This is a genomic window from Arthrobacter sp. B2060 (assembly GCF_059090445.1).
In genome coordinates this window covers 75,152-99,601 of sequence record NZ_JBNHFR010000001.1, presented here as the reverse complement: position 1 = coordinate 99,601, position 24,450 = coordinate 75,152, and the positions used below count along the sequence as shown (strand labels likewise).

The window sequence follows — 24,450 nt, the reverse complement described above, 5'->3', positions numbered from 1 at the left end:
CCAGATGGGCCAAAAGTCAAAATGGAGTAAGCCTCAGCCGGTAGGAGCGACTGGTGTGGCAGGCATGGAGTCACTTTTCCTGGGCAGCAACGGGGGCTGAACGGCGTGGGCCGCTCCGACCCGGACCGGGAATTCCGCGACCTCATGCTCGGCGCCGTGGCAACCGCCGGCACACGACCCGGCTACTGACGCTCCCCGGCACTTGACCGAGTCTGGCCGACGCTAGGCTGGTTCGGAAAACGGTGCCGAAGGCGGGTACCAGCGGGGAGTGGGGGCAAGGTGCTGCAGGATCACCAGGTTGGGCTGCTGAAGAGATTCGTCCTGCGGGCGCGTATCGTTCAGGATCATTCCCTGGCGCAGGACATCGGGGAACTGCGGAAGATCGCACAGGAACAGGTCAAGCCCGTCCTCAAGCGAAACGTCAAGACCGGCGAAACGAGCGTTGAAATGACTCCGGTGGTGCTCATCCCGACGGAGCAGCTGGAGTCGGCCGCGGCCCGGGTCCGCCCCGTGTTTCTCAAGAGCGACAAGGTGCACTACGATGCCGTCCTCGACGCGGTCACGACTGCCATGAAGCGGCGCAATGGTGCCGCGGGCCTGATACAGCGGGCCAAGTTGCTGCGAAGAGAGTTCCACGTGGCGGACCCCGACTACCCCCACGGGATGCCCAAGACGCGGTGGGTCGGCGGCACCCTCACTAACAAGCAGCTCGCCGGGGCGTGGCTGTACGGGCACCTGCTTCACGAGGACGAAATCCGCCGCTCCTACAGCGGCGGGATGTACCCGGAAGAAATGTACCTGGCGGCCATGCACACGGTCTGCCGGGAGATGCTGGCCGTCATCGGAACGCTGCACCTCATCGAGGAGCTGCAGATCAGGGGCTGGCTGGATCTCCCTGAGGACATCTTCACCGGCGAGGTGACGGTGACTGCCACGTCCTGGGTGCCGCCGGGGGAAATCAGGCTGTACATTGCACCGGTTGATACACCCATGCCGGAGAGCCTCGACCTTGACCTGGAAACCGCTGGCTGGAAGGACGCCGTAGACGAATTCCTCCCGCTGCCGCCGCAACAGCAAAATTAGGACCCAGGGCTTTTTGAAACCCCTTCCGTTGCATGGGTTTCTTCGCCATACTTGGGCTCGTCATGCCGTTTGATGCCGCCCGCCACCATGAGCTGCACGGATGCGTGACAGCGAGTGGTGCCTTGTGCGCCGGGCCGTGACTGCGGCGGGAACTCGTCCGATGAGGTGCGGGCAGCCCCTTGGGAAGTGGGCGTAAGCTAGCTTCCCCCTGAAAAATCTCGCAAATTGATGGTGAGGCAATGATGCTTTCGATCAAAGACATCCAGTGGGCACAAATCCTGAAACAGAACCACTACCACCCGTCGCCGCGCGACTGGTCAGATCAAGTGATCTACTTCCTCCTGGTCGACCGATTCTCCGACGGCAAGGAGAACGGTTACAAGGATGTAGCCGGCAACGTCGTCCAGGGCACCACCCAACTGTTCACGCCCGCTGATGCCGGCAACGCGGTCACGACGCCAGCGGACATACAAGCGTGGGAGGCTGCCGGAGCCCGATGGCTTGGCGGCACCCTCAAAGGGATCGCCTCCAAGCTTGGCTACCTGAAGCGGCTCGGCGTCTCGACACTGTGGATCAGCCCGGTGATGCGGCAACGTAAGGCCGTGGACGACTACCACGGCTACGGGATCCAGAACTTCCTTGAAATCGACCCCCACTTCGGCACTGACCAGGACTTCAAAGACCTCGTAACGGCCGCGCATAACGCCGGGCTCTACGTCATTCTGGACGTGATCCTGAACCACTCTGCCGACGTCTTCGAGTACGACACCCCCTCCAGGCCGTCATGGACCGGGGCGACCTACCAGGTTCGGGGATGGCGAGATCCCAGCGGTGCGGCCACCTTGCCCTTCCCGAATCCAGTCAATCTTGCAGACGTGGACAGCGCCGTATGGCCCAAGGAGCTTCAGTCCGAGGACGCCTTCACGCGCAAGGGAGAGATCGTCAACTGGATCGAGAGGAATCTGGATGCAATAGAAGGCGATTTCAACGGCCTGAAAGATGTTCATCAGGGCACTGGGCCCCTGCCTGACTATGTGCCGTCGAACGCTCTCCGGACCATTACGGAGGCCTATGAGTACTGGCTCGCCTACGCGGATTTGGACGGTTTCCGGGTCGATACCGTCAAGCACATGGACCACGGCGCAACCCGGTTCTTCGCCTCCGAGATTCATGAGTTCGCCCAGTCCATCGGCAAGGATGCGTTCTTCCTCGTGGGAGAGATTGGAGGCAGCCGCCAAGATGCGATTACGACCCGCGACCAGACGGGGCTCGACGCGGCCTTGGGGCTGATGGATGTCCAGAACTTCATGGTGGACACCGTCAAAGGTTGGGGCCGGCCGGCAAACTACTTCGATCTCTTCCGAAACTCCAGCGAGGTGGTGAAACCATCCCACACGTGGTTCCGCAATCACGTGGTCACAGGCTTCGACGACCACGACCTTATCCGCATGGGTCCCAATCGCAAGGCGCGGTTCGCGTCCGATCCGGAAGGGCGTGTACTGGAGCTGGCTATCCTGGCCATGAATGCAATCACGCTGGGGATCCCTTGCATCTACTACGGCAGCGAACAGCGCTTCGACGGTAAATTCCCCACCCCGGTTGATCCGCAACCTCAAAGCAACGACAAGGCTGACAGGTTCATCCGCGAAACGATGTTCGGAGGAGGTTTCGGATCGTTCATGAGCCGGAACAGGCACTTCTTCGACGAGACAGGGCAGACCTACCTGGAGCTGGCGAAGATTCTGGCGGTTCGCGCCGGTGAGCTCGCTCTGCGGCGTGGCCGGCAGTACCTGCGGCCCATCTCCGAGGACGGGGCAACGTTCTGGTATCCGGACCGGATCGGCCAGGGCCGGATGACATCCATCGTCGCCTGGAGCCGGATCCTGGCGAACCGTGAGGTGGTGTGCGCCATCAACACGGAACTGGCTGCCGCGCGGACGGCGTGGGTGACCATTGACTCGCGCCTGCACTCGGTGGGCAGCAAGTTCAAGTACGCCTACTCGACGGACCAGGCGAAGCTGGGGTTGGAGGTGGCGGCGGAGGCCCGGAACGGGCTGGCGATCAGTGTTACCGTCCCGCCCGCGGGCGTCGTCATCCTGACGCCCTAAAGGCACTCCAAAAGCAGGGGGGCGGAGCTCCGACCCCCCCTGCTTCCTGTCAGGAGAGGTAGTTGCTGAGCACGCTCCGGATTTCCTTCTGTCCGCGACCCGGGAAAGCGGACAGCTCGCGGTCGTTCAGGTCTCGGATGACGAGGGCGAAGCCGCGCTGCAGGGCGTAGCTGATGAACGCCGTCAGCCCGTTGCCCAGCTCATAAGAGGCGACCTCGTTGCGGCCGTTGTTGCGATACTCCCGGACGCAGAAGCGAACCTCGCGCGGATCTGTCCCGGTCATCAGTGAGGGGTCGACCTGTTCGGCGACGCGGTGCCGGGTATCTGACATCAGGGGTGCTCATGATGTCCTTCGGGGGGAGGGGAGTGTCTGCTCTTCATATGTGCGGACGTGGGCCCTCCGGTGCACGGCACCCATGCGGGTCGGCCACCGGAATCCGGGGGAGAGCGCCCCGCCATCATCGTGCACATCGCCTCAGCTGAGAGCCAGGGGGCCGGACTGCCGACCCCCTGGCCAATCCGGCTTGGAGGAGGAGCAGAGCTGGCGATCCCGCAGCGGCACGGGACACGGTCAGCCGTGAGGTATCAGGTTCGGCCGTTCGAAACATGTAATCTGACTCCGATCACGTCACTACGCATGGGGGAACCTTGCCCGAAAACATCCCGGCACCGCAGCCGCAGAGCTACCCGTCCCACGCGACGTCAGGCCCCGTCCCCGGCAATGAGCCGCCGTACGGACCGCCGCAGCCGTACGGACAGCAGGCTCCTCCCGCCTACGGTCAGCAGACCTACCAGCAGCCCCAGTACGCGCCCTACCCGCCCCAGCCGTATGCAGTGGCACAGCAGCGTTGGCAGCAAAAGGCGAAGTCCTCCGGCCTCCGGGTGGCGTCCGGGATCATCACTATTGTGCTCGGGCTCTGGTCGCTGGTTTCATCCATCGCCGGTGTGTCCATGGTCATCGACTATGACGGCAACGTGTACGCCTTGACCTACGCGGTGCTGTTCCTCCTTGTGGGGTTGGGGCTTCTGACGTGCGGCATCATCCTGCTCGTCAAGCACCGCCAGCGGAAGGGCATCATCCCTTTCCTGATTTTGGGGCTGACCGCCGGGACCGCCGTCGTCGCCGTGACCTCGACCGTCAGGCAGCTGTACGGTCCGGCGCCCACGGTGATCAACGTCCTGCTCGCGCTGCCAATCTTCATCCTGCTCGGAATCGGGATCGCCAAGGAACGCAAGGGCTGACGCTACTGATGGACGTCCATCGCTGGCCCCTCGGAGCGAGGTATTCCCCCCGAGAACGAGATGACCACGAGGAAGAGCAGTGCCGAAGATCGTCACCAAGCAAAGTCCGGCCCCGAAAGTGCCCGAGCACCCCATCGGATCATTGCTCACTGGCAGTAGCCTGACGTCCAAACTTGAAGAGACGGCGCGGGCTAAGCTGACGGCCGCCGGCGTGAACCTCGTGGGGGAGCGTCTCGGGATCCAGCGCGGACTCGATGAGCCCAGGAACAAGTACCCGGTCCTCACCCCTGACCTGATCGTCGCGGACAGCCGCGTCTGCGTCGAGATCGATTCGGAGAAGGACCATGCCGACAGGGTGGAGCAGGACCAGCGCCGCAACGAGCTGCTGGCCGAAGCTGGCTGGCGGGTTGTCCGGCTGCGGCTCGGCGGGCTGGAGGCGATAGGGGAACGGGATGTCGTCTCGGATTCCGGTACGTTGACTGTCGCCGCGTTCCCGGCACTCGTGGAGGCCATTGGTGACGCCGTCGCTGGCCGCCCGGGTGTCGTCCGTACCGTCGCACGGAAGCCCTCACCCCCGAAGAAGAAGTCGCGGCTCGGGGCGATCCGGGAAGACGAATACATGTTCGGGGTTCACACCATGACCTGGAAGCAGGCGTCCGGTGAGAACCTGCACCTGGCAGTCGTGGGCGGCGGCCGCTACCTTGGCCGCGTCATGAGGGCAGAGTTCCCTCGCTTCGTCCGCCCGCTCGACCTGCAGGGGAGCGACAAGGCTCATTGGCGCGCCGTCCTGGAGCCGCTGCTCGAGGGCCTGGACGAGCCGGATTTTGAACCAATCTCAAGGTTCCCCTGGGGAGAATCGCTGTTCATCGGGCCACTGGCCAAAGTCATCTGGCTCGGGGACAAGTTCAGTCCCTTCGGCCCGGGATGGTCCGGCACGGCGAATCTGGAAGGGGCTGCGGAATATGACACGTCCATAGTCCGGGACGGCGCTGGGGCAGTCCTGGTGGAACTGCATGCAGAAGCGATAGCGCTCGGATGGGAGATCCAGGGCATTCAGCCGCGCACGGGGCGGCACGGCGACTACCACGAGATCGAGCTCGTCCGCAGGGGCTTCGCCGGATAGCACCCGGATCGTGCTCCAATCCTGCTCGGTGCGGACGGTCAGGCTAGAGCCGAATGGCCGGCTCGGCGTGGGTGTACGATGCGAAGCTGCCCCGGTTGGAGGCGCGGTCGTCTTGCCGCGGCCGGCGGCGATGGCTGCCTTGGCCATCCCGTTCTGGAGCTTCCACTGGGCGTCCCACAGTTCCTGCTGCAGCTGGAACAGGTCGGCGGGGGTGCCCCGGTTGCCTTTCGTGTCGGTGTACTCCACTCCTCACACTGTGACCGTTCCTCGCCGGCGCCGAGCGGACCGTAGGCCTTGGTCACGTAGGCTCCCCTGTTGGTTACTTCGTGGCTGATCTCGTTGTCGCCGCGAAAGACCCCGCCGGTGCCCCGACCGTGTTGGAGTCGGGCTCATGGCGTGACGCGCTTGCGTCGTACACGGCACACAAAATCTGCTCGTGGAGCTAGGTCTTCTCCGTGTCCTGGCTGTGCATCCTCACCGCTAGTCTCCTTGTCGGAGCCGCGCAGACCCCCTTCATGGCGGGCCTGGCCGGGGCCGCGCTGACACCCTTCATGGCGGGCCTGGCCGGGGCCGCCGTGATCGCTGCCTTTGGCAACAACTGGGCCGTCGAAGCGGTCCGTTTGCGGCGCCGCGAAGGCCTAGTCCAAACCAAGCCCGGGCAGCGAATCCACAATTCGGTTCGTTTCCAGACTGAGGGCCACAACACGGCCGATCAGGTCGATGATATAGCGGGGTTGCTCGTGCTCACGGGACCAGTCGTTCGGGTCATTCACGATGCCCGATGCCTTGTCCTGCTTCACTTGGTAGCGCTCCAGGATCCAGTCGACGGCTGAGCGGGAGCCCAGCATGTAGCCGTGGGCGTCCTCCGGAATGCCTTCCAGCGTTATGTGTGAGTTGTAGATGATGCGGGTCTTGTCCCAGGCGCCGGCCTTGCCGGCGTACTTCATCTTCTTGACCGAATACCTGGCATACTCGCCTTGCTCTACCGCCAAGCCAGTTGCTACTTCCTTCAGCGCGTAGGGCTCCAGCGACTCGTAGCCGACGTGCAGGTCAGAGAGCGCCTTGCCGGCGTCAACGAAGGCGCGGAACTTCTCGACGCCGGGTACCCGGGGGATGCGTGCCAGCATTTTCTTCAGGTCCGCGGCGAACCGATCTCTGTACTCGGGTGACTGCAGGATCCCGTAGACGTAGAAGAAGAGGTCATCCTTGGTCACTTCGGACCCGTACGTTGCGCGAAAGTCAGCTAAGCCCGCGTCGGTGATGTTGTCGATCCTCTCCGGACCGTCTAACGACAGGTTCAGTGAACTCAGGAGGTGATCATCATCATCAGGCAACGACGGACCAGTGTAGGTGTACCGGGGGAAAAATTGGCCCCCTTCGGAACCGAACATATTCAAATCAGGGATTTCTTTGGTCATTAAGCAGGAGAAGGGTTTTGTTGCACCAGCGCCTAAGAGGTAGAAGCCGAAATTTTCTATGCCCGGCTGAGGGAAACATCGATTAATGATCGCGGGCCTGTGGACAAGCTCGGCAACCGCTGTCACATGTCGGTGTTCGAACGGACGGTAGAGGCTTGGGAGGACCCTTGTTGCGTCCGCCACGAGCTGCACCCTGTCGTCGAAGCGCTTTCTGAGCCCAGCAGTCCAACTAACTTCATGGGGGTCCAAGCGCTGCTCACCGGTTTTAACCTGGTCGTTGAAGTGGCCGATCGTTCGCCGGATGTTTCCGGTCAATGCTTCTTGTGAGCTGTTGTAGGCCCAAGCATCGCGGCCAGTTTCTAGTCCTCGAACGTACGAGTCGAAGATCCGCAATTCACGTCCCTGGCCACCGACAGGGGTCAAGGATTCAAACGCGATATTTCGTTGGTTGATCCAGTCGCCATCACTGTTTGGCGCGATTGCCTTCCACTCGATATTGCTCAGCGATGCTTCGTCGATCATAGAGAGCTTGGTTTTGCGGTCGAGGTAGTCACCGATGTCGCAATAGTGGAGCCGGCTTTCGTTGACGTGACCAGCCCGCTTCACCATGATGAGGACGGCGACAGTGTTGCGACTTCCGGAATCGAAAATCTTGCCGCCCTCTTTGCGGCTCTGTTCACCCGAGGTTCGCTGGTTTCCGCGAAGGTTGTAGACGTAGATCTCGTGGAATTCGCGGGCCAGAGTCTTGCGGATACCGTCGGCGGTGTTGCCGTCGATATAGCTGCCGTTGGAGACATAGGCGACCACGCCACCGTCGGCGGAGTTAAGGATGCGGTTAGAACCCCAGCGGATGGCCCGGATGTAGGAGTCGTAGAGAGAGTTCTTGTTCGTGGCAGTGGAAAGTTCCGCATAAGTGCTGCGAATAGACTCGTCCAGCGTCGGATACTTGAAATTCGCGTTGTCGTCGTTTCCGCTTCCCTGTTTGGCGCTGTACGGCGGGTTGCCAATGATGACGCGTATGTCCAAAGCGTTCTGAGCCACTGCACGCGCGTTGTTGGAGGTGAAGACGAAGTCGTCCAAGGTGTCGCCGTCTTCAGTCATCTGGAACGTGTCCGTGAGGACGATGCCGTCGAAGGGGAGATACGGGACGGCGCCCGCGTCCTGGCCTGCGGCAGCCGCCTGTTCCTCGAGCAGCCCATGAACTGTGGCCTCGATGTTGATCGCGGCGATGTAGTAGGCCATGAGGAGCAGTTCATTGGCGTGCAGCTCGGAAGTGTATTTCCGGAGCAGGTCAGCGGGCTTGATCCGTCCCGACTGCAGCAACCGCACCATGAAGGTGCCGGTCCCGGTGAACGGGTCCAGGACGTGGACTCCTTCGTCACTGATGGAGGCACCGAAGTCCTTCGCCAGAACATCGTCCACGGCGCGGATGATGAAGTCCACAACCTCGACCGGGGTGTAGACGATGCCGAGGGATTCGGCGGTGCGGGGGAATGCCAGTTTGAAGAACTTCTCGTACAGCTCGGTGACGATCTTCTGCTTGCCTTCGGCGTTGGTGATCCCTTCGGCGCGGACCCGGACGGAGCGGTAGAACGATTCGAGGCTGGCGACCTCGGAGTCCAGGTTGTACTTCTCCAGGATGTCGACCATGGAGTCCATGACCTGGGAGACCGGGTTGTTGGCCGCGAACGAGTAGCCCTCGAACAGGGCCTCGAACACCGGCTTGGTGATCAGGTGCTGCGAGAGCATATCGATGGCGTCCGACTCGGTGATGGAGTCGTTCAGGTTCCCGCGCAGGCCCTGCAGGAAGACGCTGAATTCTTCCCGGGGCCGGACGTCCTCGCCGTCCAGGATGGTGCGGATCCGCAGCACGTGCCGGTCCGCGATCTCCTTGACGTCCTTGGCCCAGGACTCCCAGTAGCGGCGGTCACCGACCTTGCGGACCATCCGGGCGAAGATCGCGTTGCGCCACTCGTCGGCGCCGGCCAGGTGGAACAGCGCCTCGGCCCCGGTCCCGGCAGCCTTCTCGCCGGAGGTGCCTGATCCGTCACCGTCCCCGAACGGGTCCGCTACCGTGATGACGTCGATCTTGTCGTTGGCGTTCCAGTTCAGCTCGAGTTTGTTGATCATCGCTTCGAACCGGTCATCGTGCGCGCGGAGGGCCTGCAGGACGTCCCAGACGACCTTGTATTTCTTGTTGTCGTTCAGGGCCGTCTCGGGGTCCTGGCTGGCCGGGACGGCGATCGGCAGGATGATGTAGCCGTACTCCTTGCCTTCGGCTTTGCGCATGACGCGGCCGACGGACTGGACGACGTCGACCTGAGAGTTGCGCGGGTTCAGGAACAGCACCGCGTCCAGGGAGGGGACGTCGACGCCTTCGGAGAGGCAGCGGGCGTTGGAGAGGATCCGGCAGGTGTCTTCGCCGTCGGCGGTGGCGGTGTCTTCGGCTTTGAGCCAGTCCAGCTTGGATGAGCGCTCCAGGACGTTGAAGGTGCCGTCCACGTGGTCAGCTTCGAGCTTGAGGGCCGGCGCCTCTGTCTCGCCACGGTTCACGAGCAGCTGTCGGCCCACCAGTTCGAAGTCGGCGGCCAGCTTCTTGGATTCCTTGATGTTCCGAGCGAACGCGACGGCCCGACGCATGGGGGAGCTGTCAGTGATGTCCAGCCGCTGGCCGTTTACGCCACGCTTGGACAGACCGTTCCAGCAGCCGACGATCCGGGCGGCGTCATCCAGGTTCAGGTCTCCGTTGTCTTCGAAGAGGCTCTGGAAGGACTTGCTGACGGTCTCCTCATCCACGGCGAGGACCAGGACCTTGTAGTCGGCCAGGTGGCCCATCTCAACGGCCTTGCCGAACCCGAGGTGGTGGAACTCTGGGCCGTAGATGTCCTCGTCGTCCATGGAGTACATCTTGACGTCATCCTGGCCGGCCTTGGCTTTGGCTTCCTGGACATAGATCCGCGGGGTGGCCGTCATATAGAGCCGCTTGCCGGACTCGATGTAGGTGTTGTCGTGCACCCTGACGAACGCCGAGTCGTCGTGAGTGGCCTCGGTGATGCCTGTGGTCCGGTGGGCCTCGTCGCAGACAATGAGGTCGAACTCGGGCAGGCCGTCCTTCTGGGCCTGGTGGATGACGTCAATGGATTGGTAGGTGGAGAACACGACCGTGATGGCTTCCTGGCCGGTGCTGATCCGGGCACGGTTCAGGAGCTTGGCAGGGTCGGTGGTAGCCGGGAACGCCAGGTCGTGGACGCTGACATCCTCGTGATCTTTGCGTCCGACCTTCGTGTCCGAACAGACGGCCAAGGGCCGCAGCGGGACGGTGGCCTGGGCGGTCCATTCGTTCAGGGTCTGCTGCAGCAGGGCGATGGAGGGGACCAGGAACAGTACTGAGCCACCGATGGGGACGATTTCCTCGACCATCTTCAGGGAAGTGTAGGTCTTGCCGGTGCCGCAGGCCATGATGAGCCGGCCGCGGTCACTCGTTGTGAAGCCTTCCTTCACGTCCTCGATGGCCTGGCGCTGGTACTTGCGCGGCTCCTTGCCGCCCAGCTGCTTCATCTGCTCCGGGGCGTCAAGACTGAACTCGGACCAGTCGATGGTGGAGTCGGCCAAATCCGCGAAACGCAGCCGGGTCATCGGCTTTGACTGGCCCTCCAGCGCGTCCTCGGCGTGCTTTGACCATTTGTCCGTGGTGGAGACGACCATGCCGTAGGAGAAGTCGCTTTTGCCGACGGCGGTAAAGAACGAGTCGATCTGCTTCTTGTCCAGGGTCCGCACAGGGTCGTAGAACTTGCACTGGATGCCGGTCAGTTCGCCCGTGTAACGGTCTTTGGCGACCAGGTCGATACCGGTGTCGACATGCCCGTTGCGCCCCGGCCATTCGGTCCAGAGCCAGACGTCCGAGAACTGGTCGGCGTACTTGGGTTCGAGCTCGAGGTACCGCTTCATCAGATGCTCGAATTTGGTTCCCTTGTCGTGCTGGTCGGTCGCCGAAAAATAGAGGCGGTCGAGGACATCCTCGAAACTTGCTGAACCCATGGGAAGTATCTTGCCCTACCTAGGTGTGGGGCATTGAATCTGCGGAGAGCAGGACCAGCCATGCCTCAGACATCACGTGTACGGAGCCGGCTTACTGCCACACGTCGAGGCGGAGCGCCGTCCTAGTCGCTGTGCGGCCCGAACGTGTCCGGTCCACGAAGTCGTCAGACCCGCCGGTGTCACGTCTGGACGGTAACCGGTTCAATAGGTACAGGTGCGCCAGTGGGCTTCCCCGGGTATCCGACCGCTTCTTTGCTTGCCGATCCGGTGTCCTCATAAATGCCGGCTCCCTGTCCTCGCGCGTTCGGCAAGACTCCGCAAGTGCTGGCACAGCAGACTATCCCCCATAAAAATCTGCAGGCGCTGAGATGACTGAATGCTGTGAGCGTTGCCCTAGGGCGAATGCGATTGCGGCTAGGGCTGCCTGCCGTGGGAAAGATGCTTTCCAGGGCTTCGCAGGGTTACGTGATAACCATCGTCTAGAGCCGGAATCTCGTTCCTCCGGTATCACGAGGCCTAAAAGGAAGGTCTCTCACCTGTAATGGAACCAGTACTCCACCACAATTGACCCCTCAATCGCTCGAGAACCTACCGCCGGTAGAGTGGCAAAATGGCCCTGCATCCCAATGCTGGCGCGGTTTTTGTTCCCGTCGGACCTCCCGCTCGACCAAAACGACCTGGGAGGGGACATATATATAAAGGGAAAGTGTACTAAGTAGGAAGGAGGGGGCTCTCTAGGAAGAGAACAAGGGTCCCCTATATATATCTCTCTTTTAAGGTCGTTTAAGTAGAGTAGTAGTAGTAGGGGCCCTATATTCCCCTATATTCCGCGGATTTTCCCACTCGACCACCTGGTCGTTTCGTGGTCGTTTGGTGGGAGTGGCCGGACGGGTCGTGAATCAGTACTCGCGGAAAGGCCGTAGCTGCCGAAAAGTCGGGATGCCAGTCTAGAGCACCAATTTGAGGGCCAAAGGTTGCCGAGTTGCTAGCGGATCCGTCTCTCAGATAACATTTCTATGAGGACGAATTCGGGGTTTACCTTCCACGTAAGTCTTCAATCTGTTTGCCGTATAAACTCCACAGTGATGCCATAGTTCGGTTGATTTCAGAGCCAAGGATATAACCAGAAAACTCGCTTTCACGCGATAAGCCAGGGATCCGCGTGCGGACGATTGGCCCCGCAGTTTTGTTTGAGCTCTGCCGTTATCCAGGCCTCCATCGCCTCCACCTTTTTTCACACTACGCGCAGCCGCGTTCAAGTTGAGGCTAGGTAGGGAATCCGCGTGCGGACGAACGACCAGCCCAAAGAACCGGAAATTAGACGCCGCGTAACACCAAACTCCCCGATGACTTCCGGGACCCACTCGGTTTCAGTTAGTCCGTCGCATACCCCTTAGTACCCGGCAGCCAGGGCGCTGGCCATGGCGAGGACGGACTGCACTGAGCCGCCAGCCTGCAGCCACGCGGCCACGGTTACCGCTTCACCGTTGATGACCAGGTCCGGCTGAGGGGTTAGGAAGAAACCGGCCACAGCTTGCGGTTGAAGGTCATGAGGGAGAGCAGCGAGGATTCTGACCAGACCGGGAAGGGGGCAGTTTCCCTGCTCGGTGAATTGCCAGGTCGGGAACAGGAGGCGGCCATTGGCCAAGTACGAGTAAAGCTTCCGCCCCGCCTTGTATTGCCGGACGGTTGAAGGCGAAAGACGCAGATTCTCGGCGACCTCCGCAGCGGTAAGCGACGAGGAGTCCATCAGGACCTGCGCCGCGGCGTTGTTTGCAGATCCGCGGGAGACGGCGTCTGGGTCCGGGGTGATCCCCGAACGGGCAGCCCAAAAGTCGCGGTCGCGGCCAGGAAGCTCCACGGCCGAGTCACTGCGCTGCAGGGCTTCCAACGCGGCGACGAGGTCCTCAGCGGTTAGCTTCAGGTGCATGGAGGCAAGGACCCTTTGGAGGGGTGCGCTACCTAAGGCTGCTGCGGCGTCCCCGCGCCGGGTGCTCGCCGCGGAAGGGCTCCTAGGTGCTGTCCCGCTCATGGCTGCCTCCTTCACTCACCCCCACAACTTACGCCCCTGCCGATCACTGTGGGATTGGAAGGGAGGCGTCAGTCGTCCTTGTTCATTGCCCTGGCGTAGTAGCTGTCGGGACCATATCCCGAGTCATCGTCCAGGCCGCGTGCGGAGTGGTCGTCGTCCAGGGAATCGTCAATGCCTCGGCGCCGCCCCTTTCCGGCGCGGAGCTGCGTGATGATCGCCCCCGATGAGTCGATGGCGTAGCCGGCGGCCGCGTGGCGGATCCGGTTGAGCCGTTCCGGTCGGAGAATGCGCTCGGCACCCTGCCAGAACATGTCGTCGTCGCACAGCTGGGCCGGCTCGTCCGGCAGGACCCGTTCCTGCTCCAGGCGGTCAATGAAGGCGTTCTGCTCTTCGGTCGCCGGCACGAAATGGGAGGCCGTTTTGTCGTGGTGGCAGTGGCTGCACAGCAGCTGCAGGTTTTCGGGATCGTTCGAATCTCCGTCGACGTGGTCGATCTCCTGACCGGGGCCGCCGCACTGGACACAAACCTCGTCGCGGCCGAAGACGAATGCCCTGACCCCGGCCGGGATGGTCCGGCCCGCGGCGTTGTAGCCGCCGGCGAGGAGGTGGGCGATCCGGGTGTGCAGCGCCAGACGGACCTCTGGGTCGTTCTGCAGGCGCCCGTCCCTGAGCGCTTTGCGCCAGTACCGGATGTCCTTGGCGACGCTGTTGCACAGCTCCGTACAGAACAGGGCTGGCGTGTGCTTGTCGTCGTTAGGGAGCGGCTCGAAGCAGTTCGCGCACCGGTCCGCTTCGAAGCGGAGTGACACAGGGTTGGCGGCAGCAGTTGTCATGGGCCAAGTGTTGCAGGTCAAGCCAGCACTTTGCGGTGTTTCATCACTCGAAAGCCCCGGCTTTCTGCGTAGCAGGTAGCCGTATAGCCGCGGAAAGGGCGTGTTGGCTTGGAACATTCATCTACTGAGAATAGGCGGCCCAATGTGAGGGGCCGTCATTGCGGCTGCAAGCTGTCGACGGCATCGAGGCTTACGTTGTGCTGCTCCTGCCGCGAGTTTCTCGGCGGCGTAGATCTGCTGTGACCAACACGATTGTGGCCTACGGCCGCCGGAAAGCCCGAACCCTATTCAGCCCTTCAGCCTGACTGCCTGCACCACGTCGTCCTCGTACAGGCGGTGCACGGTGGCTTGCCAGGATTCATTCCTCCCGTAGTTGCGGGTATTCAGCATGAACTCCCAGCTCAGTTCGAGTTCGTTCCGCAGATCCTCTGGCCAATACTGATAGTCCGCATTCGGGCCCATTCCGGCGGCCAAGACACGGGCGTCAACGTCCTCGAAGATGCCATCCAGGCGGCTTATGTACTCCTCGTCGGTCTCACCCGGCAGTTCAATGACAAGAGGCCTCCTGTTCAAGGCTGAATGCCAGTCACCGTAGCGCGAGAGCACCACCCGTTCGCGGGGCACTCTGCACGTCATGAGCACTTCCCCCGGTGAATTCCTGCAGAGCTCCACGAGCTCGGCTCGCCGAATCTGTGCCCAGAACCAGACTGCCCCATCTCCAGTGGTGGGCGCTCGCGCAGCCATCTGCCGGTAGAGCCATCCGTAAGCGTCGGCATGCAGAGGCTCCACGCGCGACGGGTCCGACACGAACATCCCCGTGGACAGCAACTCGTCTAACACCTCCTGCGGCTGAATCGTGTGCAGCAGGAGCTTCTCGGCGGAAAGGTTATAGCCCATACGACCTGCCGGCACGGCGTGGGCGGGGCGAGTTGTCGTGATCGGAAATGCAGGCACGTCACCATCATCGCTGAAACCCAGCATCCCGCTGGCACAGGCAGGACCTGCGCATCGCCGCTTACTGATGGGGGCTGCCCGCCGGTGGTCCATTGCTGGTCCACGAGTGGTCCTTTAGTGGTCCAGAGGGTGGTCCTTGGACCAATTGATAAAGACCGCTGTGTGGACCGGGGTGGACCACCGGGTGGACCGGTTGCCGCTCGGGGCAAGAGTACGGGTCATCCGCTGGCGGTGGCGACCACCACCTAGGCTTCGATGCCTCATACAGCAGAAGGAGTGGAAGCCGGTCGCGGCGCCGTGTGCTGACTTCCGAGTTGGATAATCAGCCTCGCCCAGGATGGCCTCGTAAATCTGCAGCTCTGGTCGCGCACTGATGTAGCGGAGTGGGTAGAAGAAGATCTAGCACGTTGCGGACGGACAACGTTAGGCTGGCCATGTGGCCGACTCGCTGCCGTCCGAACCTATCCACATCATCGTGCACACTGCTCCTGCTGAGTGGTGGCAGATCGTTGCTGCCCTGGGTCCCTATGCGGTTCTGCTCGTTGCTGAAATCTGGTTGTGTATCGAACTGAATAGGGACCGGAGGCGAACAGCGGCAGAGCTCCGGGGCCTCTCGGAAACATCGCGGGTGATCGGAGACAGGTAGCGCTCATGAGCAAGGCGCCAAAGCTCCTCGTATCCATCGAGTTGTAGCTTGTTCGTGTGTCCAGCGCGATGTGTCCGGAAATATCGCTACGTTCATCGCGTCGAAAGAACCGGGTCCTGCTTTGTGGCCGCAACTCCGCTTACGATCGAAGGCCGGGGCGTGTTTTCAGTCGCTGGTTCATTGGCCTCTTCCGCTCGCGAATGCCGTACGTGTGTGCCTGAAGTAATTGTGGCCCAGGCTTCTTCCTCGCCAAGAGTATTGGGTGCCCGCTGAGGGATACGTTTGCGGGACACCGGTTCCTGACCGTTCATCTTCGACAGGTCAGGGCTGCGGAGTCGGGAAGTGATGATCCAAGAACCGACGCCCGGCGGGGGTGATGGCTTCGGAATTGATGTCCTCCGGTAGGGGAACCAAGGTCCCGTACTCGTCGCGGAGTCGATTTGCGAGCCGAGGCGTGTACTTCTTTTCGGAGCCGCGCCTGAGTGGATGAACCCAGACCCAGGCCAGCGTGCCGCCATCGGGTGTCCGATGCACTTCGGCGGCCCCCGCGATGCGGAGGGCGCCGACGCCGGCCGTTCCCGCGTCGGTGACAAGCCAGACCTCGCCCGCTTTTTCGTAGGACGGGAAGCCGTATGACGAGAATCCGGACTCTGCCTTGAACTGGCGGTACGTCCCCGTGACGGCATTCCAATCCCCCAGCTCGGCGCGGAACACTGACTGGGCTTTTCGTTTCCCATCGTGGTCATCGACCGCGTACATCGAGATTGTCACGTCCAACGAGTCCAAATCGACCTGTTGCTGGGTACTCGTGCGGGGGTCGTCCTCGAAAGAGTGCAACATGGTTTCCTCTCAGCTCGTTGGGGGTGCTTACTGGTGGCAGGTGGTGCATGTTGATAGACCTCGCTACCCTCGACTGAGGAGCTTCTCCTTCTGCCGAGCGAACTCATCCCGCGTGAGGACACCACGCTCAAGCAGCCGTGCGAGCTGCTCCAATTCATCGGCAATTGTGTCCGGTCGGGAACCGATCGATTGACGACGCCCCAGTAGTGTTTGCAGCACGAGGCCGAGGACGAAGACAGCTCCGCCGAAACCAATGATGCCCCAGTAGATCACCGATTGCTGCCCGGCCGCTGCTCGGCACTCGTCAGAGTAGTTCGACAGCCTTCCGTTCATTGCGCTGGCGATGTCGGCGCCGGCAGCTGACGTCTGCTGCGTGAAGGCCCCGTCGCAGTACGGTCCTACGCCTACTGTGTACCCGAGGAAGATACCAACACTGATGATCGCGAGCCCCAGCAGCAGCGGCCAGATGGGGGTCGAACGGGTACCGCCTGGCCGCTCGGTGGCTATGGCCGACGCCCCTGCAGTCTCGGAGCGGTTCCGCTTGGCAAGTGCTGACCTTCCTCTAACGACGAGCGACCATACGAGGCCGATCGTGAAGAGAGCAAGGCCAACGACAATGACAGCCGTCCAGATCGGTACGAATTGAACCGCATTCGTCTGGCAGGTCGTGTAGGCGGCCATGGCATACATGCCGCCTTCCGCTCCCTCCGCTTCCTTTGAGAATTTCTGGAGTGTGAAAGCGCCTGAGCAGTAGAGCCCCACGGGCAGCAGATAGCCACAGGCCGCCCCTATGACTGCGACAACCAGCCCCCCTGCGGTCAATACGAAGCGCGGCTTGAACATCGGTCCCCCTGTGGTCGACGTCGGTCTTCGCAGAGCATATGCCACAACGCTGGTTCCGTGTCGCTGGCTTGCCGTATCCGCGGGGCCAGCAGTGATCTCGTGCCGGTTGTCATCGGCAACTAGCGACAAGAGCGACCACAGAACACCGCCCGGCGAGACACGGCCAAACCGCAAAGCTAATGCCCGGGTCTCGACGAACGACCAGGACGTTACCGCCCAACGCAATGCCCTCGCTGCTCTGGGTGTGGAGGAGGCCCAGATCTTCGTGGATCACGGACTTACGGGAGCGAATCGAGTGCGCCCTGGGCTCCGTGAAGCGATGGCGGCCTGCCGGGCCGGCGATACGCTCGTGGTGACCAAGCTCGACCGGCTGGCGCGCTCTCTTTCTGATGCCAGGGACATTGCCGATGAGCTGACGGCAAGGGGGTTGTGCTTAGTCTCGACCGCAACAGTCACGACCCGACTGACCCAGTAGGCCGGCTCCTGGGAATGGTGGCCGAGTTTGAGGCGGATCTGATCCGGATGCGCACCCGCGAGGGCATGGCGGTCACAAAGGCGAAGGGGCGACTGAAAGGCAAGCAGCCAAAATTGTCCAAGACGCAGCGGAAGCACCTTCTGACACTGCATGACGCCGGCGAGCATACACAGGCCGAACTGGCCGAGCTGTTCCGGGTGTACGGACGACTGTGTGTACCGCGAGCTCCAAAGGCGCACCATCTGAGGATTGGTGCGGCGCCGTCTGCTAAGAGTGCCAATTAGCGCTGCAAAAAGAACGCCATTTAGCGCTGCGATTCACAGCCCAACGACAGCGCTTGTTGTTTGGCCGCGAAAAGCTGCACGATGGACGACCGGCTAACGGGCAGCTGTGCAACAGTGACGTTACGTGTTGGGTTCTTCTTCCTGGGATGCCTGCAGAGCGCCGACCTCCCGAAGCAGGTATTGCAACGCGATCCAACGGATCTTGACGAACCGGGTCCTTGGCCGCTGCTTAGCGGCTTGACGCATCCTCAGCAGCCAGTAGGGCTCGGGAGATTCAATTCCAGACCCGGCCATGGAACTATCCTAAATTTGGTCGGGTGAGATGGAACCGTCCCCTGAAAACCTTGGGGAAAAAATCCGGTTCTCCCATTTCAGGATTCCCCGGGATGCCCAATGCAGAAGCCTTAGATACCTCCGCTGGCCAATGCGGGCTCTTCAGGGGGACTGTGCGGATCACTTGCCGGCGTTGATCTCTGTCCGTGGAGTAAGGCCCCGCGCTTTGTAATACTGCGTTCGGTGATCTAGTACTGGGAAAGGTTTGGCCTTCGGCCCCAGGCGCTGGAGCTGATTGAAGATTTGGAATACTGCGCTGTGATGCAAGAGTGGCGGGTCCGTGAGGTGTACCAGGTCCATGGATGGGTCCTCGAGCAGTTGCTTAAGGTGTTCCTCGAACTTGGTGTAGTTCCAGTTCGGGTCGGTGGTGTCCTCCGCGGTGACCGCGTATTGGTCCATATAGTTGATGGCTGCGAGCTCCCGTGAGTTGGACCGGAGGAATTCAGTGAGGATGATGTTACGTGGGCGGCGAATGGTGTGTCCGCCGATGGCGCTGACAAAATTCCGTTGGATCCTCCAATGCCCATGGTGCTTCGAGTCAAACGGGTTGCTATGTCCTGCGACAGTGACCTCTGCATGGATCGACAGCTCACGGAGTGATGGATCCTTGTCGAACTCAGCATCGACGATGGACCAGTAGTCGAACAGCAGCGTCCTTCGATCATAGGGTTCGAGTCGGAAGTAGTCCTCTGGCCGCGCGTCCGACCCCCCGTATCCTTCGAGAAGGAACGATCGGGGCGTGATGACCGTGTAATTCGCCCGGTTGAGTCCCTCGAGGCGCAGGCCGACGCTCGTTACTGTCACGCCTGTGCGGCCTGGGTTTTCGATGATGATCTGCGCAAGCTCCACTGACGGTTCCGGGGATTCGTTGAGGAAGAACTTACCCTTGTCGCTCCGTCCCAAGCTGCCGGTGCCAGAGAAGGGAAAATAGGCGGCGGCGTTCATCCGGACTTGGACCCTCCCACCGGCGTCCTTGTGTATGCGCCACGTGGTCCACGCCGCAACGCATGCCACCAGGAGTGCTAGACCGGCCATCATGTCTGTGGGGGAGAGGTCCATGTCTTTCATCTTTCCATCCAGTCAGTGCTTTCCTTGGCTGGATCGTCCTGCTTGACGACAGCTATTAATTGGGGCCACGTCAGGCAGAATGGCTTCATGTGCGGCAGATACGTGATGTCCAAAGCCACCGGCGACCTTCTCAGCTACTTTGAGGCCAAGGAGGTGGAGGGTACTCCGCCGCCACCGAGCTGGAATGTGGCGCCCACCCAGAGTGTGCCGATCGTTGCCGAACGCCTGGACGAGGGCACCATTGACCGGCATCTGATTGTCGCCCGATGGGGTCTGGTGCCGTCTTGGGCGAAGGACGTCAAGATCGGCTCCAAGCTGATTAACGCCCGCAGCGAGAGCATCCTGGAGAAGCCGTCGTTCCGGAAGGCGGCTGTGAAGCGCCGCGCAATCGTCCCCGCCGAGGGCTATTACGAGTGGCAGAAGACTGAGGACGGGAAGAAGATCCCGAACTACCTGTACTCGGAGAATGAGCCGTTGCTGGGTTTCGCCGGCCTGTACGAGTGGTGGGCTGACCCATCCCTGCCGGAAGATGATCCGGAAAGGTGGCTGCTCAGCTGCACGGTGCTCACCACAACCACCCAAGACGCCTTGGGCCACGTCCATGACCGTTCCCCGGTCATCATCCCGCGGGACCGCTTCGCGGAATGGCTCGACCCGGACCTGATCGACAAGAACGAGGTCCAGCACTTGCTGGGTTCCCTGCCGGAACCGACCCTAACACCTCGGATTGTCAGCCCCCGGGTCAACAGCGTGCGGAACAACGGGCCGGAGCTCATCGAACCCGCCGAGCCTGCAGCCAAATAAACTCATGCGGTGAAAGTCACCGGCACCATTACTAACCCGGACGGCAGCTACGGACACATCGAGGCCGAAGGCGACACCTATGACGAAGCACGGGAAACCTCTATGTCCAGATATAAACCAGTAGGGAGGAAATTATGATCACTCACCTCGTCGCTCAAGGTGGCAGACACCGTCCAGCTTGTGGAGTGGACCGGGCTATTGGATCGCATCACCTGGTTCAAAACTTATGTCACTTGTAACAAGTGCAGAGGGACCAAGTTATTCCTGGAAGCTGAGAGTGCTTTTGAACCTGCACATACTCGAGCCCTCCACTACCTCGGGATAGCGCTCCGAGCTGTTGAGGCATCCATCAAAATGGCCGATGAAGAAAACATAGATATAGATGACCCTGGCGAGTGGCAACGCTTGGGTGAGGAGCGGGACCAGCTACTTATGTCTGTCGCCACCTTGAAGGCTCTCCAGTCAGTCGAACTTATGGTCCAGAAATAGATGTAGAAAATGAGGAACATGCTCCCGGTGCGCTTCTGGAAGAGGGCTAAAACCTCATAGCCATCCGCAAGGACCTCTAGCCCGCGTGAAGTCGGTCAGGCAGGGTGACATCGGCAGGGGATAGCTCCGGCCTGACCCTGAGTATCCGCAAGGGATGCCGGAAGGACCTCCCGGACCACGCGGTGTCTGCGGAGACCTCCACAACCATGGGTTCCACGAGGGTCAGCGCCACGGGTTCCTTGTCCCGATTAAACCTGTCCAGGGCCGTACCTTTCACAATGGCCGGCCAAGGGTGCTCATCCATTGGAGACTGAAGCCATCGCGCCAGTTCCCGGCTTTCCCTCGCCTTCAATGGGGTGGACCGGCCAACGATCCGCAGCTCACCGTCAAGGATGAGGCCGGCGACAACCTCGGAGGGTTGGGTGATCGGCCCGATCACTGCGCCGCAGATAACGTCCAGGGTTTCCCTGCGCTTCAGCTTTAACCAGGAACGGGCACCGGGCGTGTACGGCTCGTTCGTGCTTTTGATGACCAGCCCTTCGATCCCGGTGTGCGGCAGCTCTTCGAGCCACTGTTCGGCTACGCCGCGGTCGGCGGTAATGGGGGAGAGTGACAGCGGGGGTTCCCAGCCGTTGGCGAGTTCTTCGAGGAGTGCACGCCGGTCGCTCAGAGGCAGGTCCCTTGCGTCATGTCCGGCCACGGCCAGGACGTCGAAGGCAACATAGTTGGCAGGCGCTGCCATGACCAGCGCAGGCAGGGTCTTTGGTCCTGCGCCCAGGCGCTGCTGCAAGGCGTCGAAGTTCAGCCGTCCCTGGCTCCAGACCACGGCTTCGCCGTCGATCACACATCCCGGTGGGACGGCCGCAGCGACCGCTGAGCAGAGTTCAGGGAAGTACCCTGTCAGTTCCTTGCCTTGCCGGGACCACAGTGTGGCGCCGTGGTCATCCCTGACTGCAACACATCTATACCCATCCCACTTGGGTTCAAACAGTAGAGTTCCGTGTGATGCGTCACCGCTTGGCATCTTGGCGATGGCGCGGGCCAGCGCGACTTTTACCGGCGGGGCGAGCCCAGCCGGTAGCCCGGCTACGTAGTCCATGGCCCCTACGCTACGCACAGCCTGGCTCAGATGTCAGTGATGGCCTCCAGCAACCACTGCTCAGCGAGGGGATCGCGACGCAGTTCAAAGGTCCGAAGCGGCGAGTTCGACCCGCCGAGACGAACCTGAACACGCCAGTGTTCGATGTCTACAACATTGCCGACGCCGACGGGCCCGCTTCGGCGGGTTTCCCACCACGAGTCCCTGGTAAACCAGTGCACCGGCTCGGCTGCCACTGCCCAAATTTTCCCGTCGTAGCGGACAGCCAGGGGAGTGTCGGCGATGGTGAACCTGACGTCCACCGGGGTGTTGAGGTTGGGGCTTCGTGAGTGATGGTCATGTGCTTGTTTTCTTCCTGGGTGGTGCAAAGAGCAACCGTTTAGGCGGCTTTGACGAGGGGGAGCTCGTCCCAGTGAGTGGTGTATCTGGGGGAGAGCATGTCGCGTTTCATGGTCCAGTCCGGCCCGCCCCGGATCCCGCCGTGGCCCAGGCCGATGGAGCCGCGCCCGTACCGTCGGGTGACGTCTTCGAGCAGGGTGCCGATGTGGCGTTCCTCGTGGGGGTTTTCGAACAGTGACAGGGGTGCCTGGTTGCCGGTGGGGCGCAGGTCGGTGACCATGATCCCTGCCCTGGCGTACCGGACGCCCTCAACAATCCGGGGCAGGAGGGCGTGGCCGGCTTTGGTGAGGATCACCGGGTCAGCGGTGGGCATAGGCAACGGCACACACACTGAGGGGTAGGAGGTGTCGTTGGGGTTGAAGTGCGAGGTTCCGGCGAACGCGGTCAGGACCTTGGCCTGCAGCCCGTGTTTGGCCAGCCGCGCCGATGCCTGCTGCCCGTAAACACTCATGACTTGGCGGATCCCGGCCGCGGTGGTGATGGGTTTGGCGAAGGACCGGGAGAAGATCAGCTGGTCCCGCCCGATCCTTTCTTCTTCCATTGGGATGCAGGGGGTGCCCTGCAGTTCCAGGACGGTGCGCATCATCACGACCGAGAACTTGTCCCGGATCGCGACGGGGTCGGTCCGGACCAGATCGGCGATGGTGAAGATGCCCATCACGTTCAGCCGCCTGGTCAGCCGTCCGGCGATGCCCCACACCTCCTCGACGGACAGCCGGCCCAGCAACGCGTCCCGCTCAGGTGCGGGGACGGACTCCCAGTGGCAGACCCCGCCGAAAGCGGGGTTGTGTTTAGCCCACTTGTTGGCCAGCTTCGCCAGCGTCTTCGTCGGTGCGATTCCGACGCAGACCGGCACGCCGACGTTCCGGCGGACCGCGGCCTTCATTGCCCGGCCCAGCGCGAGCAGCTCGTCCGGGGAGCCTTTGACGCCGAGAAAGGCTTCGTCGATGCTGTAGACCTCCAGCCAGGCCGAGTACCGGCCCAGCAGCTCCATCACCCTGGCGCTGATGTCCCCGTACAGTTCGTAGTTGCTGGACAGTGCGACCAGGCCCCATTCCTTCGCCCGTGGGGCGAGCTTGAACCAGGGATCGCCCATCGCGATCCCGAGGGCCTTGGCCTCGGGGGAGCGGGTGACAGCGCAGCCGTCGTTGTTGGACAGCACGATCACCGGCTTGCCTTCCAGGGAAGGGTTGAACGCCCGCTCCGCGGATGCGTAGAAGCAGTTCACATCCACGTGCGCGATCTGCGGCATGTGCCGCATCAGTGCCGGCTTAGACATGGTGCAGGCACCTGGTGGCGACGCCCCACACGGTCAGCTCCGACAGCGCAGGGACGCGGATGTCCGGGTACTTGGGGTTCTCCGCCTGTAGCACCACGCCCGTGGCGGTGATGCGCAGCCGCTTGATGGTCAGCTCCCCGTCCAGGACGGCGACGACGACCGAACCGTCGGTGGGTTCCAGGGCCCGGTTGACGATCAGTTCGTCACCGTCGCTGATTCCGGCGCCCTCCATCGAGTCCCCGGTCACCCGCACGACATAGGTGCTGGTGATGTCTTTGATCAGGTGCTCGTTCAGGTCGATACGGCCGTCGAAGTAGTCCTGCGCCGGGGACGGGTACCCAGCAGCGACCGGTACCGGGGAGACCAGCACCGACAACAATGAGACTCCCGCGTCTACCACACGGGGACCAATGACAACGCCCACAACACACCCTAATTCGAATATATGTTCGATATTTAAGTGTAGCGGGAGGGCGGACAATGTAGCGGGATCAATCTAAACTAGTGTGCTCATGGAGGGCTGCTGCGATGCGCGGCGTAGCAGCAGACACACAGCCTCAGTTCGCGGTGATCCTGGCTCTTCAGTGTGGTGTATCAGGAAAATCTGGACGCGCTTTGGGTTTTCAGATTCAAGTGCAATTGCCGTCATCCACTGGGGGTGGCAGTGAATCCAAGCGCGCCGTCGAAGTCTGACGGCGCGGTATTACTCCGGCTGTTCCTTGGACAGGGCGATGATCCAGTCCTCAGTCTGTTCGCCTGTTAACTTGTTGAGTGTGATCCTCGCCTTGGCGGCGGCAATCTGGACCTTCCGCTCCGCGGGGGTTACTGATGCCGGCCGACGTGACGGTGCAATCTCATCCGTTTCGGCGTGGGAAGGTCTGCTGTTTTTTACCAGCCGTGCCATGGCGATCGTCGACCTTCTACCTGTAGATGCCGTGATTGGTTCTCTTCTTTGTCGCGTGGTGTTCCGGGGTCGTCCACCCACTTGGCTGAATCACGTAAGCAGTGAGGAGGATCCTGCCCCGGCTTTCGCCTGTCGGGTCCGCTCTTCCACGGGGCC

20 protein-coding genes and 1 pseudogene are annotated in these 24,450 nt (G+C 61.7%); 8 read left to right on the top strand and 13 right to left on the bottom strand.

Features of this window, described 5'->3' with window-relative positions; genetic code table 11:
- The first annotated feature begins 279 nt into the window (after positions 1-279).
- Together AC5RUM_RS00520 and AC5RUM_RS00515 are read left to right on the top strand one after the other, a co-directional pair.
- Entirely contained in the window at positions 280-1,083 is an 804-nt protein-coding gene (locus AC5RUM_RS00520) for a hypothetical protein (RefSeq protein WP_494033112.1), read from the top strand.
- 239 nt (positions 1,084-1,322) lie between these two features.
- Positions 1,323-3,191 (top strand): alpha-amylase family glycosyl hydrolase, encoded by a 1,869-nt coding sequence (locus AC5RUM_RS00515; protein ID WP_494033111.1) that lies wholly within the window; start codon positions 1,323-1,325, stop codon positions 3,189-3,191.
- A 49-nt stretch (positions 3,192-3,240) separates the two neighbouring features.
- Here AC5RUM_RS00515 and AC5RUM_RS00510 read toward each other — a convergent pair whose 3' ends face one another.
- Positions 3,241-3,522: a hypothetical protein gene (locus AC5RUM_RS00510; protein WP_494033110.1), complete on the bottom strand. Its 282-nt coding sequence runs from the start codon at positions 3,520-3,522 to the stop codon at positions 3,241-3,243.
- Positions 3,523-3,839: 317 nt separating this feature from the next.
- Between AC5RUM_RS00510 and AC5RUM_RS00505 the strand changes: the two genes are divergently transcribed.
- Positions 3,840-4,433 carry a hypothetical protein gene (locus AC5RUM_RS00505; protein ID WP_494033109.1) on the top strand — a complete coding sequence of 198 codons (594 nt, stop codon included), beginning with the start codon at positions 3,840-3,842 and terminating at the stop codon, positions 4,431-4,433.
- Positions 4,434-4,512: 79 nt separating this feature from the next.
- A complete protein-coding gene (locus AC5RUM_RS00500; protein ID WP_494033108.1) occupies positions 4,513-5,556 on the top strand; it encodes a DUF559 domain-containing protein in 1,044 nt (347 codons plus the stop codon).
- Between the two features lie 638 nt (positions 5,557-6,194).
- Here the strand turns inward: AC5RUM_RS00500 and AC5RUM_RS00495 are convergent.
- The 4 genes from AC5RUM_RS00495 to AC5RUM_RS00480 all read right to left on the bottom strand — a co-directional run bounded on the left by AC5RUM_RS00495 (position 6,195) and on the right by AC5RUM_RS00480 (position 14,774).
- Positions 6,195-11,012, bottom strand: a complete 4,818-nt coding sequence (locus tag AC5RUM_RS00495) for a DEAD/DEAH box helicase (RefSeq protein WP_494033107.1) — start codon at positions 11,010-11,012, stop codon at positions 6,195-6,197.
- A 1,393-nt stretch (positions 11,013-12,405) separates the two neighbouring features.
- Positions 12,406-13,044, bottom strand: coding sequence for a hypothetical protein (locus tag AC5RUM_RS00490; RefSeq protein ID WP_494033106.1), 639 nt, complete (start codon positions 13,042-13,044; stop codon positions 12,406-12,408).
- A gap of 68 nt (positions 13,045-13,112) precedes the next feature.
- Positions 13,113-13,877 carry an HNH endonuclease gene (locus tag AC5RUM_RS00485; RefSeq protein ID WP_494033105.1) on the bottom strand — a complete coding sequence of 255 codons (765 nt, stop codon included), beginning with the start codon at positions 13,875-13,877 and terminating at the stop codon, positions 13,113-13,115.
- A gap of 288 nt (positions 13,878-14,165) precedes the next feature.
- Positions 14,166-14,774, bottom strand: a complete 609-nt coding sequence (locus AC5RUM_RS00480) for a DUF3841 domain-containing protein (RefSeq protein ID WP_494033104.1) — start codon at positions 14,772-14,774, stop codon at positions 14,166-14,168.
- A gap of 493 nt (positions 14,775-15,267) precedes the next feature.
- On the opposite strand from AC5RUM_RS00480, the gene AC5RUM_RS00475 reads away from it, so the two are divergent.
- Positions 15,268-15,477 carry a hypothetical protein gene (locus AC5RUM_RS00475; protein WP_494033103.1) on the top strand — a complete coding sequence of 70 codons (210 nt, stop codon included), beginning with the start codon at positions 15,268-15,270 and terminating at the stop codon, positions 15,475-15,477.
- A 321-nt stretch (positions 15,478-15,798) separates the two neighbouring features.
- Here the strand turns inward: AC5RUM_RS00475 and AC5RUM_RS00470 are convergent, their stop codons facing one another.
- Positions 15,799-16,317 (bottom strand): hypothetical protein, encoded by a 519-nt coding sequence (locus AC5RUM_RS00470; protein WP_494033102.1) that lies wholly within the window; start codon positions 16,315-16,317, stop codon positions 15,799-15,801.
- A gap of 63 nt (positions 16,318-16,380) precedes the next feature.
- The gene (locus tag AC5RUM_RS00465; protein WP_494033101.1) at positions 16,381-17,160 is read right to left on the bottom strand and encodes an SHOCT domain-containing protein; all 780 of its coding nucleotides are present in this window, start codon (positions 17,158-17,160) and stop codon (positions 16,381-16,383) included.
- A 238-nt stretch (positions 17,161-17,398) separates the two neighbouring features.
- Between AC5RUM_RS00465 and AC5RUM_RS00460 the strand changes: the two are divergent.
- Positions 17,399-17,881 (top strand): annotated as a pseudogene (locus AC5RUM_RS00460) (recombinase family protein).
- A 491-nt stretch (positions 17,882-18,372) separates the two neighbouring features.
- Here AC5RUM_RS00460 and AC5RUM_RS00455 read toward each other — a convergent pair.
- On the bottom strand, positions 18,373-19,320 hold the full coding sequence (locus tag AC5RUM_RS00455; RefSeq protein ID WP_494033100.1) for a hypothetical protein: 948 nt from the start codon (positions 19,318-19,320) through the stop codon (positions 18,373-18,375).
- Positions 19,321-19,407: 87 nt separating this feature from the next.
- On the opposite strand from AC5RUM_RS00455, the gene AC5RUM_RS00450 reads away from it, so the two are divergent.
- A complete protein-coding gene (locus tag AC5RUM_RS00450; RefSeq protein ID WP_494033099.1) occupies positions 19,408-20,124 on the top strand; it encodes an SOS response-associated peptidase in 717 nt (238 codons plus the stop codon).
- Between the two features lie 9 nt (positions 20,125-20,133).
- Positions 20,134-20,262, top strand: a complete 129-nt coding sequence (locus AC5RUM_RS00445) for a hypothetical protein (protein WP_494033098.1) — start codon at positions 20,134-20,136, stop codon at positions 20,260-20,262.
- Between the two features lie 427 nt (positions 20,263-20,689).
- On the opposite strand, the gene AC5RUM_RS00440 is transcribed toward AC5RUM_RS00445, so the two are convergent.
- The 5 genes from AC5RUM_RS00440 to AC5RUM_RS00420 form a co-directional block, all read right to left on the bottom strand.
- Entirely contained in the window at positions 20,690-21,712 is a 1,023-nt protein-coding gene (locus AC5RUM_RS00440) for an ATP-dependent DNA ligase (protein ID WP_494033097.1), read from the bottom strand.
- Between the two features lie 26 nt (positions 21,713-21,738).
- Positions 21,739-22,014 carry a hypothetical protein gene (locus AC5RUM_RS00435; protein WP_494033096.1) on the bottom strand — a complete coding sequence of 92 codons (276 nt, stop codon included), beginning with the start codon at positions 22,012-22,014 and terminating at the stop codon, positions 21,739-21,741.
- A 77-nt stretch (positions 22,015-22,091) separates the two neighbouring features.
- Positions 22,092-23,390 (bottom strand): Y-family DNA polymerase, encoded by a 1,299-nt coding sequence (locus AC5RUM_RS00430; protein ID WP_494033095.1) that lies wholly within the window; start codon positions 23,388-23,390, stop codon positions 22,092-22,094.
- Positions 23,383-23,814: a LexA family protein gene (locus AC5RUM_RS00425; RefSeq protein WP_494033094.1), complete on the bottom strand. Its 432-nt coding sequence runs from the start codon at positions 23,812-23,814 to the stop codon at positions 23,383-23,385. The genes AC5RUM_RS00430 and AC5RUM_RS00425 overlap by 8 nt, the downstream gene beginning before the upstream one ends.
- A 279-nt stretch (positions 23,815-24,093) precedes the next feature.
- A complete protein-coding gene (locus AC5RUM_RS00420) occupies positions 24,094-24,294 on the bottom strand; it encodes a hypothetical protein (protein WP_494033093.1) in 201 nt (66 codons plus the stop codon).
- Positions 24,295-24,450 lie beyond the last annotated feature (156 nt).